The organism is Rhizobium sp. Rhizsp82, from assembly GCF_047325115.1.
Lineage (GTDB): Bacteria > Pseudomonadota > Alphaproteobacteria > Rhizobiales > Rhizobiaceae > Rhizobium.
Genome location: NZ_CP168570.1, coordinates 2738520 through 2752123, shown reverse-complemented (window position 1 = coordinate 2752123; position 13604 = coordinate 2738520). Strand labels below are relative to the sequence as shown.

Annotated in this window: 14 protein-coding genes; 11 read left to right on the top strand and 3 right to left on the bottom strand. The window is 62.5% G+C overall.

Annotated elements, in window-relative coordinates; all coding sequences use genetic code 11:
• Positions 1 to 27 precede the first annotated feature (27 nt).
• The 3 genes from ACEN84_RS18655 (at position 28) to ACEN84_RS18645 (ending at position 3061) form a co-directional block, all read left to right on the top strand.
• Positions 28 to 1224, top strand: a complete 1197-nt coding sequence (locus tag ACEN84_RS18655; protein ID WP_413709500.1) for a D-alanyl-D-alanine carboxypeptidase family protein — start codon at positions 28 to 30, stop codon at positions 1222 to 1224.
• A gap of 144 nt (positions 1225 to 1368) precedes the next feature.
• Positions 1369 to 2043: a dTMP kinase gene (gene tmk, locus ACEN84_RS18650; RefSeq protein ID WP_199629644.1), complete on the top strand. Its 675-nt coding sequence runs from the start codon at positions 1369 to 1371 to the stop codon at positions 2041 to 2043.
• On the top strand, positions 2036 to 3061 hold the full coding sequence (locus ACEN84_RS18645) for a DNA polymerase III subunit delta' (protein WP_413709499.1): 1026 nt from the start codon (positions 2036 to 2038) through the stop codon (positions 3059 to 3061). Before tmk ends, ACEN84_RS18645 begins: the two co-directional genes overlap by 8 nt.
• Here the strand turns inward: ACEN84_RS18645 and ACEN84_RS18640 are convergent, their stop codons facing one another.
• Positions 3062 to 3862: a sulfite exporter TauE/SafE family protein gene (locus tag ACEN84_RS18640; RefSeq protein ID WP_199629646.1), complete on the bottom strand. Its 801-nt coding sequence runs from the start codon at positions 3860 to 3862 to the stop codon at positions 3062 to 3064.
• A 230-nt stretch (positions 3863 to 4092) separates the two neighbouring features.
• Here ACEN84_RS18640 and metG point away from each other — a divergent pair, with 230 nt between their 5' ends.
• The 4 genes from metG to ACEN84_RS18620 all read left to right on the top strand — a co-directional run bounded on the left by metG (position 4093) and on the right by ACEN84_RS18620 (position 8815).
• Entirely contained in the window at positions 4093 to 5643 is a 1551-nt protein-coding gene (gene metG, locus ACEN84_RS18635; protein WP_413709498.1) for a methionine--tRNA ligase, read from the top strand.
• 9 nt (positions 5644 to 5652) lie between these two features.
• Positions 5653 to 6435 (top strand): TatD family hydrolase, encoded by a 783-nt coding sequence (locus ACEN84_RS18630; RefSeq protein WP_413709497.1) that lies wholly within the window; start codon positions 5653 to 5655, stop codon positions 6433 to 6435.
• A gap of 4 nt (positions 6436 to 6439) precedes the next feature.
• Positions 6440 to 7270: an MBL fold metallo-hydrolase gene (locus ACEN84_RS18625; RefSeq protein WP_413709496.1), complete on the top strand. Its 831-nt coding sequence runs from the start codon at positions 6440 to 6442 to the stop codon at positions 7268 to 7270.
• A 171-nt stretch (positions 7271 to 7441) separates the two neighbouring features.
• Positions 7442 to 8815 carry an ISNCY family transposase gene (locus ACEN84_RS18620; RefSeq protein ID WP_413709495.1) on the top strand — a complete coding sequence of 458 codons (1374 nt, stop codon included), beginning with the start codon at positions 7442 to 7444 and terminating at the stop codon, positions 8813 to 8815.
• A 221-nt stretch (positions 8816 to 9036) separates the two neighbouring features.
• Here ACEN84_RS18620 and panB read toward each other — a convergent pair whose 3' ends face one another.
• Positions 9037 to 9858, bottom strand: a complete 822-nt coding sequence (gene panB / locus ACEN84_RS18615) for a 3-methyl-2-oxobutanoate hydroxymethyltransferase (RefSeq protein ID WP_413709494.1) — start codon at positions 9856 to 9858, stop codon at positions 9037 to 9039.
• Entirely contained in the window at positions 9855 to 10730 is an 876-nt protein-coding gene (gene panC / locus ACEN84_RS18610) for a pantoate--beta-alanine ligase (protein ID WP_413709493.1), read from the bottom strand. The genes panB and panC overlap by 4 nt, the downstream gene beginning before the upstream one ends.
• 223 nt (positions 10731 to 10953) lie before the next feature.
• Here panC and ACEN84_RS18605 point away from each other — a divergent pair, with 223 nt between their 5' ends.
• The 4 genes from ACEN84_RS18605 to ACEN84_RS18590 all read left to right on the top strand — a co-directional run bounded on the left by ACEN84_RS18605 (position 10954) and on the right by ACEN84_RS18590 (position 13602).
• Positions 10954 to 11262: a hypothetical protein gene (locus ACEN84_RS18605; protein WP_112711957.1), complete on the top strand. Its 309-nt coding sequence runs from the start codon at positions 10954 to 10956 to the stop codon at positions 11260 to 11262.
• Positions 11263 to 11307: 45 nt separating this feature from the next.
• Positions 11308 to 11811, top strand: coding sequence for a winged helix-turn-helix transcriptional regulator (locus tag ACEN84_RS18600; protein WP_413709492.1), 504 nt, complete (start codon positions 11308 to 11310; stop codon positions 11809 to 11811).
• A gap of 13 nt (positions 11812 to 11824) precedes the next feature.
• Positions 11825 to 13090, top strand: coding sequence for a beta-ketoacyl-ACP synthase II (gene fabF / locus ACEN84_RS18595; RefSeq protein WP_413709491.1), 1266 nt, complete (start codon positions 11825 to 11827; stop codon positions 13088 to 13090).
• A gap of 83 nt (positions 13091 to 13173) precedes the next feature.
• A complete protein-coding gene (locus ACEN84_RS18590) occupies positions 13174 to 13602 on the top strand; it encodes a DUF4864 domain-containing protein (protein WP_130278329.1) in 429 nt (142 codons plus the stop codon).
• The last annotated feature ends 2 nt before the right edge of the window (positions 13603 to 13604 follow it).

Genomic DNA, 13604 nt, shown 5'->3' with positions numbered 1-13604 from the left:
ATCGAATTTCGTGCTTGGGGACTTGCGATGCTGAAGCGTCTCATCGGTTATTGCGTTTGCCTGCTTTCTGCCGCTTCGGCGGCAGCGGCAGCTGATCCGGCACCTGCCGGTTTCGTCACCAAGGCGGCGCAGGCCTATATGATCGAGGCTTCGACCGGCACGGTTCTTCTGGCGAAGAACGAGGACCAGTCGTTTTCGCCGGCCTCGCTCGCCAAGCTGATGACGATGGATATCGTCTTTGCCTCGCTGAAGGGCGGCGAGATCACCCTTGATACCGATTATCCGGTCTCCGAATTCGCCTGGCGCACCGGCGGCGCACCGTCACGGACGGCAACGATGTTTGCTTCGCTGAAGAGCCGGGTGCGCGTCGAAGATCTGGTCAAGGGCGTTGCTATCCAGGGCGCCAATGACAGCTGCATCATTCTTGCCGAAGGCATGAGCGGCACCGAGGAGAATTTCGCCGCAGCCATGACGCGCCGTGCCCAGACGCTCGGGATGACCAAGAGCATCTTCGGCAATTCGACGGGCCTGCCCGACGGCGGCAAGAGCAAGACGACGGCGCGGGATATGGTGACGCTGGCCGCCGATCTGCAGCAGACCTATCCGGCCTATTATCCCTATTTCGCGCAGGCCGATTTCGAGTGGAACAAGATCTTCCAGCGCAATCGCAATCCGCTGCTCGGTCTGGGTCTAGGCGCCGATGGCCTTGCGACCGGCTTTGCCGAAGGCGAGGGCTATTCGATCGTTGCCTCGGTGCAGCGTGACGGCAAGCGGCTGTTCCTGGCACTCGGCGGCACCGCCTCCGACAAGGAGCGCACAGACGAGGCCAAGCGCATTCTCGAATGGGGGCTGACCTCCTTCGAAACGCGGCAGATCTTTGCCGAGAAGGAAGTTGTCGGGTCGGCGAGCGTCTATGGCGGGCAGTCGGGCAGCGTCAACCTCGTCGCCAAGACGCCGGTCAGCGTCTATATCCCGGTCAGCAATCCCGATCGGCTGGCGGCGCGAATCATCTATCGCTGGCCGCTGACAGCGCCGGTAGCGGCGGATGCGGAGGCGGGGACGCTGGTGATTTCCTCCGGCGGGCGCGTGTTGCGCGAAGTGCCGCTCTTTACCGCGCAGAGCGTGGCCGAGGGCTCGCTGACCAGCCGGGCGGTCGATGCGCTGCTCGAACTCGGCGAATCCGTGTTCTTCTCCTGGCTTTGGGACAAGGCCGAAGGCGCCTGACGACCGGGCCGGCACTTGAAATTGGCGGGGAAGGGCGCTTGCCCGGCTCAGTGCAAGGTTTCACTTGGCGGCGTCTTCGGCTAGATAGGTCAGGAGCCCTGCGTCAATTCTTTCGCAGGATGGCGAGAAGACGGGAAAGTGCGCGTGTCGTCCGGTACGGGATTGTTCGTTACATTCGAAGGCGGTGAGGGGGCTGGCAAATCGACCCAGATCCGCCGCCTTGCCGAAGCTTTGCGCGAGCGCGGACATCAGGTGCTGCTGACGCGCGAGCCCGGCGGTTCGCCAGGTGCGGAAGCCGTTCGCCATGTGCTGCTGTCAGGCGCGGCCGAAGCTTTCGGCACGCGGATGGAAGCGATCCTGTTTGCCGCGGCGCGTAACGATCACGTCGAGGAAATCATCCGGCCGGCGCTGCTGCAGGGCAAGATCGTCCTCTGCGACCGTTTCATGGATTCCTCGCGCGTCTATCAGGGCGTAACCGGCAATCTGGAGCCCGATTTCATCGAGACGCTGCAGCGCATCGCCGTCAATGGCGTGGTGCCGGATTGCACCGTCATCCTCGATATTCCCGCAAGCGCCGGTCTTGCCCGGGTCCAGAAGCGCAATGCGGATGGTCCCGATCGCTTCGAGAAAGAAGAGCTGGAAACGCACGAGAAGCGCCGCGAGGCCTATCTCGATATCGCCGCCCGCGAACCGGAACGCTGCCACGTCGTCAACGCCATGCAGGACGAGGCCGCTATCGCCGCCGAAATCCTCGAGATCATCACGCAGCTGACGAGCACTGACGCGGCCGAAAAGACGCCGGAAGCCGTTCATGAGTGAGGACCGGCCCGGCCTGCTGGATGGGGCGATCTGGCCGGCGGAGAATCCCAAGCTCTTTGGTCACGAGGATGCGGAGGCTTTCCTCTCGCAGTCCTATCGCTCCGGCAAGGGACATCATGCGGTCCTGATCGAGGGACCGGAAGGTATCGGCAAGGCGACGCTGGCCTTCCGCTTTGCCAATTACGTGCTTTCGCACCCCGATCCCGGGACCGCGCCTGAAATCATTCCCGATCCGGATCCGAATTCTCCCGTCAGCCGGCAGATCTCATCGGGTGCCTCGCACAATCTCCTGCATCTGGCGCGGCCGGTCGACGAGAAGACCGGCAAGGTCAAGTCGGCGATCACCGTCGACGAGGTGCGGCGCGCCGGGAAATTCTTCTCGCAGACATCAGGGACCGGCAACTGGCGCATCGTCATCATCGATCCGGCCGACGACATGAACCGGAATGCCGCCAATGCGATCCTGAAGATCCTCGAGGAGCCACCGAAGCGGGCGCTGTTCCTGGTTCTCTCGCATGCGCCGGGAAAGCTGCTGCCGACCATCCGCTCGCGATGCCTGCCGCTGAAGCTTTCGCCGCTTGGCGAAGGCGACCTCGCGGCGGCGCTCGGCAATCTTGGCGCCGCGGCCGACGACGCGTCGCTGCTTGCGGCCGCTAAGGGCAGCGTCGGCGAGGCACTGAAGCTGATGAACTATGGTGGCGGCGAGATCATCAATGCCTATCAGGACGTGCTTTCGGCACAGGGACCGGCGGCGCGGCGCGCGATGCACCGGCTGGCCGATGCTCTCTCCGGCAAGGAAAGCGATACGATCTTCGAGTTCTTCGTGAGCCATGTCGGCGAAGACCTGATGGACCGGGCGCGTCAGGCGGCGCGGGCAGGGGATATCGCCGGTGCCGAGCGGATGGCGCGGCTGCAATCGGATGTGAACGAGCGGCTGACGGTGTCGGGCGCCTATAATCTCGACCGCAAGCAGACGATCCTCGGCATTCTCGCCGATATCAAGCAACCCGGGCCGTAATCAAGCCGTCAGCAGCTTCCAGGCGACGACGGCAAGCGTCAGCGCCAGCACGATGCGGATGGTGCGCTCGTGCAGCTTCGGCGCCAGGAGGCTACCTGCGATGATCCCCGGGATCGAACCGATGAGCAAGGCAACCAGCATCAGCCAGTCGATCTCGCCGATGAACCAGTAGCCCATGCCGCCGATCAGCGTCAGCGGCACTGCGTGGACGATATCGGAACCGACGATCTCGCGCACATCGAGGTTCGGATACAGAACCAGGAGAATGGTGACGCCAAGCGCACCAGCGCCGACCGAGGTCAGCGTGACGAGAACGCCGAGCGCCAGCCCGAGGATGACGGTGAAGATGGCGATCGTCGCGGGCTTCGGCGGCGAGCGCTCGCCGATGGCGCTCTTGGCAAAGGCGAGCACTTGGGAGCGGAAAATCAGCATGAAGGCGGTCATGACCAGTAGCCAGCCAAGCGCGATGGTGATCGTATGGGCGACCTCGACGCTCTTGCGGTCGACGCCGGACATCAGCCAGAGCATTAGCAGGGCGGCCGGGACGCTTCCGGCGGCGAGCGAGCCGACGATGCGCCAGTTGATGCGGCCATGTATGCCGTGGACCGCGGTACCCGCTGATTTGGTGATCGCGGCATAGAGAAGGTCGGTGCCGACGGCAGTTGCCGGATGGACGCCGAAGAGCAGCACCAGCAGCGGCGTCATCAGCGAGCCGCCGCCGACGCCTGTAATGCCGACGAGCATGCCGACAAAGAAGCCGGAGAGCGAATAGAGCGGCTGGAAGGTTTCGGGAAGGCTCAAGCGGCATTCCCCGATGCGCGTGCGGCGATCAGCTCAATTTTCACGGTCTACTCTGCCTCGCCCCTGATGATGGCAAAGGGGTAGGATGCGGGCAAAAACGAGTCAAGCTCAGCTTGCCGCGCAGACGGCCAAAAGGCTGCCGCTTTCGAAACTTAGTGTTTCTCTTCGCCATGACATGCGCTAAGAGCGGCTGACAATTTTTATAGAGTAAGCCGGACAAGATGGCCGCCATGACAGACAAGAAGCCCTTCTACATCACCACCGCGATTTCCTATCCGAACGGCAAGCCGCATATCGGCCATGCCTACGAACTGATCGCCACCGACGCCATGGCGCGCTTCCAGCGCCTCGACGGCCGTGATGTGTTCTTCCTGACGGGTACCGACGAGCACGGCCAGAAGATGCAGCAGACGGCGCGCAACGAGGGCATCACGGCCCAGGAACTTGCCGACCGCAATTCCGGTGAATTCCAGGCGATGGCGAAGCTGTTGAATGCGTCGAACGACGACTTCATCCGCACGACGCAGGAGCGCCACCACGAGACTTCGCGCAACATCTGGAACCTGATGGCCGACAACGGCGACATCTACAAGGATTCCTATGCCGGCTGGTACTCGGTTCGTGACGAAGCCTATTACCAGGAAGACGAGACCGAAGTGCGCGCCGACGGCGTCCGCTATGGCCCCCAGGGCACGCCGGTCGAATGGGTCGAGGAAGCCAGCTACTTCTTCAAGCTGTCCGAATACCAGGACAAGCTCCTGAAGCACTACGAAGAGAACCCGGATTTCATCGGCCCGTCCGAGCGCCGAAACGAGGTCATTTCCTTCGTCAAGTCCGGCCTGAAGGACCTCTCGGTCTCGCGCACGACCTTCGACTGGGGCATCAAGGTTCCGAACGATCCCGAGCATGTCATGTATGTCTGGGTCGACGCGCTGACCAACTACATCACCGCGACCGGCTATATCGAAGACCGCAATGGCCCGCGGGCGAAATACTGGCCGGCCGATGTGCATATCATCGGCAAGGACATCATCCGCTTCCACGCCGTCTACTGGCCGGCCTTCCTGATGTCGGCTGGCCTGCCGCTGCCGAAGCGCGTCTTTGCCCACGGCTTCCTGCTCAACAAGGGCGAGAAGATGTCGAAGTCGCTCGGCAACGTCGTCGACCCCGTCAACCTCGTCAATCACTTCGGTCTCGACCAGGTGCGCTACTTCTTCCTGCGCGAAGTCTCCTTCGGCCAGGACGGCAGCTATAGCGAAGAGGCGATCGGCCAACGCATCAACGCTGACCTTGCAAACGGTATCGGCAACCTTGCCAGCCGCTCGCTGTCGATGATCGTCAAGAACTGCGACGGCAAGATCCCGGAACCCGGTCCGCTGACGGATGAGGACAAGGCGATGCTGGCTGCTGCCGATGCACTGCTGGATTCCAACCGCGAAGACATGGGCAAGCAGATGATCCACAAGGCCGTTGCCTCGATCATCGCTGTGGTCTCCGAGACCGATCGCTATTTCGCCGGTCAGGCGCCGTGGGCGCTGAAGAAGACCGATCCGGATCGTATGGCGACCGTGCTTTACGTTACGGCCGAAGTCGTGCGCCAGATCGCCATCCTGCTGCAGCCGATCGTTCCTGAATCGGCCGGAAAGCTGCTCGATCTCGTTGCCGCTCCTGCGGACAAGCGCGATTTCGCAGCGCTCGGCGGGGCCGGCCGTCTGGTGCCGGGCACGCAGCTTGAGGCACCGGCACCGGTCTTCCCGCGTTACGTCGCGCCCGAGGCGTAAGGACTGCCGATGCTGATCGATACGCATTGCCATCTGGACTTTGCCGATTTCGACGCCGAGCGCGACGAGATCGTCGCGCGGGCGCACCAGTCCGGCGTCAAGCAGATGGTGACGATCTCGACGCGCGTCAGGAAGCTCGACGGGCTGCTGACGATCACCGAGCGCTACCCGTCGGTCTTCTGCTCGGTCGGCACGCATCCGAACAGCGCCAACGAGGAACTCGATATCCAGACGGAAGATCTCGTCCGTCTGGCGAACGCCCATGAGAAGATCGTTGCGATCGGCGAAGCCGGTCTCGACTATTTCTATGACACGCAGACGCCCGAGGACCAGCAGACCGGCTTTCGCCGCCACATCGCAGCCGCGCGCGAAACGCAGCTGCCGCTGGTCATTCACAGCCGCAGCGCCGACGAGGACATGGCGGCGATCCTGACCGAGGAAACAGGGAAGGGGGCCTTCCCTTTCATCCTGCACTGCTTCTCCGCCGGCCCCGAGCTTGCGAAGACCGGCGTCGAGCTTGGCGGTTATATCTCGTTCTCGGGCATCCTGACCTTCCCCAAGTCGGAAGAACTGCGGGCGATCGCCAAGACGATCCCGCATGACCGGCTGCTCGTCGAAACCGACGCGCCGTATCTGGCGCCCAAGCGCTGGCGCGGCAAGCGAAACGAGCCGTCCTACGTCGTGAACACCGCCGAGGTGCTCGCCGAGACGCTTGATCTCAGCTACGCCGACATGGCGCGCATCACCACAGACAACGCCTTCCGGCTGTTCACCAAGATGCCGAGGATCTAGCGGCGTGGGTTACCGGCGGCGTTTCACCATTCTCGGCTGTTCGTCGTCGCCAGGCGTGCCGCGCATCACCGGTGACTGGGGCGCCTGCAACCCGGACAATCCGAAGAACCGGCGCACGCGCGCGTCCTTCATGGTGCAGCAGTTCGACGGCAATGGCGGCGTCACCACCGTCGTCGTCGATACCGGATCCGATTTTCGCGAGCAGATGATCGCCGCCAAGGTCGGTCATATCGATGCCGTGCTTTACACGCATCCGCATGCCGACCACATCCACGGCATCGACGATCTGCGCGGCTACTATCACAATGCCCAACAGCGCGTGCCGATCTACGCCAATGCTTTCACGATGGAGCGTATCCGCCAGGGTTTCGGCTATTGCATCGAAACGCCGCCAGGCAGCAATTATCCGCCGATCGTCGAGCCCAGGCTGATCGAGACGCTCGACGCGCCAATCCGCATATCCGGCGCCGGCGGCACCATTTCGTTTCTGCCGCACGAGCAGCAGCACGGCGATATCATCTCGCTCGGCTTCCGCATCGGCAATGTCGCTTATTGCAGCGATATCAGCGACTTTCCGCCGGAAACTGCAGTGAGGCTTGAAAATCTGGACGTGCTGATCATCGACGCGCTGCAGTACCGCTATCATCCGAGCCATCTGTCGCTGGAACAGTCATTGGACTGGATCGCAAGACTGCAGCCGAAGCGCGCGATCCTGACGCATATGCATACGCCGCTGGACTACGACACGGTGATGGGCGAGACGCCTGACCACGTCGAACCGGCTTACGACCAGATGCAGTTCGAGATCGAACTCAGCGAGCTGGAAGAGCGCTAAGCGCGCCAGAATGCCGGTTTTCCGGGGTTCTCAGGTAACCTGGGCATATCAATTAGTTCCATAATCTATCTTATGCGATATTTGCATGTAGCCGCAAAGTTAGAATGTCCTGTTTCTGCAAAGTTGGAATGTCACACTCCCCGGGTCTGAAGGATGCGTGGGAGATTGCAGATGGGATTGATAGCGATGAGCGAGCGCGATCTGCAGCGGATTGAGATTTTATCGAAGGTGGCCGCTGGCCGGATGACTACGGTGTCAGCGGCACACGTTCTTGCCGTGAGTGAGCGCCAGGTGCGTCGGCTTTTGGAGCGGATGCGAACTGGCGGCGCGGCGTCGATCCGACACAAGGCGATCGGCCGACCATCGAACAATCGGATCAGCGACGGGGTTCGCGATTATGCGGTGACGCTGATTCGCGAACGTTATGCGGATTTCGGCCCGACGTTGGCGACGGAGAAGTTGGCTGAGCGCGATGGCTTGCGGGTGTCACGCGAGACGGTGCGCGGTTGGATGTCCGGGGCCGGACTGTGGCTGTCGCGCAAGCAGCGCCGGACGTTTCACCAGCCGCGGCTTCGACGCGAGGCTTATGGCGAGTTGGTGCAGATCGACGGATCGGAGCATCGCTGGTTCGAGGATCGCGGGCCGCCTTGCTCGCTGCTGGTGTTTGTCGACGATGCGACCGGCAGGCTGATGCAGCTGCGTTTCGTGCGCTCGGAAAGTGCCTTCACCTACTTCGAGGCGCTGGAACTCTATCTCCACCGTCACGGCGCGCCGATTGCCTTTTATTCGGACAAGCATTCGGTGTTCCGGGTGGCGAAGAAGGATGCCAAAGGTGGCCAGGGCATGACCCAGTTCGGGCGTGCACTTTGCGAGTTAAACATCGAGATTCTATGCGCAAATTCGAGCCAGGCCAAGGGTCGTGTCGAACGCATGAACCGGACGCTGCAGGACCGCCTGGTCAAGGAGCTCAGGCTTTGCGGCATCGACAGCATGGAGGCCGGCAACGCGTTTTTGCCGGACTTCATGGAGGACTACAATGCGCGTTTTGCGGTTACCCCTGCCCGGTCTGATGATCTGCATCGGCCGCTGAATCTGGCGCCAGATCGGTTGACGGAGATCCTGTGCAAACGCGAGCAGCGCTATGTTGGATCGCAGCTGACGTTTTCGTTCGAGCGCCAGCGGATCATGCTGGAGGAGACCGATGTGACGCGTGGGCTGGTGGGGCGCTATGTCGAGACCTATGCCTATGCCGACGGTCGTCTGGATGTGCGGTGGAAAGGCTACTCCCTGCCCTACACGGTGTTCGACAAGGACCAGCGGGTGACGCATGCCGCGATCACCGAGAACAAGCGGTTGGGTGATGTTCTGGCCTATATCAAGGAGCGCCAGGAGCAGCAGGACAAGCCGAAGGTGAAGAGCAGCAGTGACAAGAATGGCTACGTCAAACGGGCTCGCGGACCTGGCCGGCGGAAGGATTTCATGAACGATCCGGCAGTGATCGCACGGCGCCAGAAAGCACTGTCGCGACAGCAGGCTGCGGAGTGAGGCGTGTCAAAGCTAAAGCCGAAGAGGTGTATTTACCACCCGCCCCGATCTGATCTTGCAACCGGGATCAGCCGCTCAGATCGGGGCTGACCGTTGTGCCGTGTGATGACCACGCGGACATTTCTACCTTGCAAACCGCCGGACATTCCAACTCTCCCGCCACATTGCATAGGCGTTTCCGAGGGTCTGATAAAGCCGCCCGCTTCCCTGATTGGCTGCGGTCACGTCCTGCGCTTGAATGTGTGCTCCACTGCCGGAAACGCTCGTGAGCGGACGTCCTTCGCATATTCCTCTGCAGCGGCCGCGGCGCGCTTGCCGAGTTCGTCGTAGCGTTTGACGAAGCGTGGCGTGAAATCGTTGAAGAGACCGAGCATGTCGTCGGAGACCAGGATCTGGCCGTCGCAGGCCGAGGATGCGCCGATGCCGATTGTCGGGATATGGATCGCCGATGTGACCTCGCGGGCCAGCGGCTCGACGGTGCCTTCGACGACGACGGCAAAGGCGCCGGAGCCGCCGATCGCGTGAGCGTCGCGGCGGATCTTCGATGTCTCGTGTTCTTTATGACCGACCGAGCGGTAGCCGCCGGCGGTATGGACGAGTTGCGGCATCAGGCCGATATGGCCGAGAACCGGGATGCCGCGCGCCGTCAGGAACGCGATCGTCTCCACCATCTCCTCGCCGCCCTCGAGCTTGACGGCGTCGCAGCCGGTTTCCTGCAGGATGCGGACGGCGTTGCGGAAGGCCACTTCCTTTGATTCCTGGTAGGTGCCGAACGGCATGTCGACGACGACGCAGGCCTTCTCGACGCCGCGCATCACCGCCTTGCCATGGGCGACCATCATGTCGAGCGTCACGGCCGTCGTGGTCTCCATGCCGTAGAGCACCATGCCGAGCGAATCCCCGACGAGGAGAAGATCGCAATGGGCATCGAGGAGACGCGCCATCGGCGTGGTATAGGCTGTCAGGCAGACGATCGGCGTGCCGCCCTTCATCGCGGTGATGCGGGATGGGGTCAGGCGCTTGCTTGTTCCGGATGCACTCATCGCACGGCTCCTATCCTCGCCACGCCCTGCCCGCCGATAACCCTGTTATCCAGCAGCCGCGTCGTGCCGATCCTGACGAAGAGCGCGACGACAACGGGATCGCTGATGACCTCGACCGGCTTCAGCGTCTCGGCGTCGCGCACGGCGACGACTTCGGGATTGGCGAGCGGCTCCCGGCCAAGGAATGCTTTCAGCAGATGTTCGAGCTCGGCGGGATCGGTCAGGCCGGCGGCGACCAGCCGCTCAGCCTCGGCGAGCGTCTGCGGCACGATGACTGCTGCCTTGCGCTCGCCGGCGCTCAGATAGACATTGCGCGACGACAGCGCGAGGCCGTCGTGATCACGCACTGTCGGCACGGGTACGATGCGCACCGGCAGCGCGAGATCATCGACCATGCGCCTGATGACGACGACCTGCTGGTAATCCTTCTCGCCGAAATAGGCGCGCTGCGGCTGGACGATATTGAAGAGCTTGCAGACGACGGTGGCGACGCCGGCGAAATGCCCGGGCCTCACCGCGCCTTCGAGTTCGCGGCCGATCTCGGGCACATCGACAACCGTCATCATCGGCTTCGGATACATGTCGGCGACACCGGGCGCGAACAGGATGTTGACGCCGCCCTGGCGGAGCATAACCGTGTCGCGGTCGAGATCGCGGGGATATTTGCTGAGGTCTTCGTTGGCGCCGAACTGCAGCGGATTGACGAAGATCGAGGCGACGACGATGTCGTTCTCCACCCTCGCCCGCGATACCAGCTCCATATGGCCGGCATGCAGATAGCCCATGGTCGGAACCAGGCCGATGGTGCGCGATTGCCGACGCAAGGCCTCGAGCGCTGCGCGCAGTTCGCCGATGTCAGAGAAAACTCGCATTATCCACCCGTCACTCCACCTCGCGCGCATAGAAATTGCAATCGGGCCGGAAGGTCAATCCTCGTACGGGCCTTCGTCCAGGATATAAACGATTATATGCTAATCTGCTGATAATGGGAGCAAATTTCGGGAGACCGAACTGTGCTGGAGGGCAGCGCCTGCCCTTGCTTTCCCGCCGATGATGCCAATCTCACAGGGGATCCTGTTTCAGCTGGAGGTTCCCTTGCCCTGGATTGCCTATATCGTTCATTTCATCGCCGCCGCGTTTCTGACCAACGGCATTCCGCATTTCGTCAACGGCGTCAGCGGGCGCGCTTTCAGGACGCCTTTCGTGAGGATGAGCGGCAGCAAGCTGAGCTCGCCCGAGGTCAACGTCATCTGGGGCTGGCTGAATTTCCTCATCGCCTTTCTGCTCTTCGCCAATATCGGGCCGCTTTATATCGGCACGCCGGGTGACACGATCTTCGTTGCTGCGGGCATGCTGGTGATGGGCGTCATTCTCGCCCGGATCTTCAGTTCCGACGCGCGCTGAAGAGTGACTTGCTAAAAGCAAGTGACTGCGATAGTGACTTGCTTCATGCAACGGACCAGCTTTGCCATCTTTCCATGCCCTGCCGCCCGCGCGCTGAACAGCGTCGGCGATTCCTGGAGCATCATGATCCTGCGCGACGCCTTTCAGGGGCTGACGCGCTTCGACGACTTCCAGAAGAGCCTTGGGATCGCGCCGAACATCCTGACGCGGCGGCTCGCCCATCTGGTCGAGGAGGGCATTTTCGAGAAGCGGCTCTATAGCGAGCGCCCTGCCCGCTACGAATATGTGCTGACGGCGAAGGGGCAGGATTTCTTCCCGGTGCTGATGGCGCTGTCGACATGGGGCGGACGCCACGCCCCGCAGGAAGATCTCGCCTATCTTCTCGGCAATGCATCCGGCGAAGCGCTTGATGCCAAGCTGGTCGATGCCCGGAACGGCGAAGAACTCACCCCCCGGAATACCTGCCTGCTGCCCGGCCCTGCGGCCGATGAGGCCGCGCATGAGCGCATTGCGCGGATGAAGGCCTGGTATCTCGGCTTTGATGCCTAGAAAGGACAAGAATATGGATCGGATCGTCGTTACCGGCATGGGCCTCGTCTCGCCGCTTGGAACGGGCGTCGAGACTGCCTGGAAGCGCCTGCTTGCGGGCGGCTCGGGGCTGCGCGTGCTTGGCGAGGATGTCGTCGGCGATCTGCTGGCCAAGGTCGGCGGCGTCGTGCCTGACATTGCCGAGGATGCCGAAGGCGGCTTCGATCCCGACCGCTACATCGTGCCGAAAGACCAGAAGAAGATGGACCGCTTCATCCATTTCGCGATGGGGGCTGCCGATGAGGCCGTCCGCCAGGCTGGATGGATGCCTGAGGACACAGCTTCGCGGGAGCGCACGGCAACGATCATCGCCTCGGGCGTCGGCGGCTTTCCTGCCATCACCGATGCCGTGCGGACGGTCGAGACGCGCGGGCCGCGGCGTCTGTCGCCCTTCATCGTCCCCTCCTTCCTGGTCAATCTGGCAGCCGGTCAGGTCAGCATCAAATACGGCTTCAAGGGGCCGCTCGGCGCGCCGGTCACGGCCTGTGCCGCCAGCGTCCAGGCAATCGGCGACGCAGCGCGGCTGATCCGCTCCGGTGAGGCCGACGTGGCAATCTGCGGCGGCGCGGAAGCCTGTATCGACCGCGTCAGCCTCGGCGGCTTTGCGGCGGCGCGAGCGCTGTCGACGGGGTTCAACGATACACCGGAACTTGCTTCGCGGCCGTTCGATACCCAGCGCGACGGTTTCGTCATGGGCGAAGGTGCGGGCATTCTGGTTATCGAGACGCTCGAACATGCGCTGGCGCGCGGTGCGACACCGCTCGCCGAACTCGTCGGCTATGGCACGGCGGCCGACGCCTATCATATGACGGCCGGACCAGAGGATGGCGACGGTGCGCGACGGGCGATGGAAGCCGCCATCCGTCAGGCGAAGATCGCTCCCTCCGAGATCAAGCATCTCAACGCTCACGCGACCTCCACCCCGGTCGGCGACCGCGGCGAGATGGCGGCGATCGCAACGGTTTTCGGCCGCAATCGCGAGATCGCCATCAGCTCGACGAAATCGGCGACCGGCCATCTGCTGGGTGCGGCAGGCGGGCTGGAGGCGATCTTCACGATCCTGGCGCTGCGCGATCAGATCGTGCCGCCGACGCGCAATCTTGAGGAAGCCGATCCGGTGGCAGAAGGCCTCGATATCGTCGGCAAAACGGCGCGCAAGGTCGAGATGGAATACGCGATCAGCAACGGCTTCGGCTTTGGCGGCGTCAATGCGAGCGCCCTCTTCCGCTGCTGGCATTAAACGCGATGGCGGGCGCTGAGCCCGCCACTTTCAAATCCCCGCAGATGCCCTACACTCCTGTCTATATGGCTGGAGGCTCCCGCATGCGTGCTCTATCCGCAATTCTCGTCCTGTGTGCCGCATTCATCGCCGCTTCTCTGCCGGCGCGAGCGGAAGACCCGTTGGAAACGACGCAGCAGGTTATCGAGCGGCAGATCAGTGCCTTCCTGAAGGATGATCCGGATACGGCCTATTCCTATGCCGCGCCTGGCATCAAGGCGCTGTTTCCGGACAAGAACGTGTTCTTCGCGATGGTGAAGAAGAGCTATGAGCCGGTCTATCATCCCGGCAATTACGCCTTCGGCCGCAGCAAGTCGGTCGATGACGGCGCGATGATCTATCAGGAAGTGCTGATTTCTGGCCGCGACGGCAAGGACTGGACGGCCATCTACCAGATGGCGCGCCAGCCTGACGGGCAATACAAGATCAACGGCGTCCAGATCGTTCCGAACACCGACAGCAAGGGTATCTGATC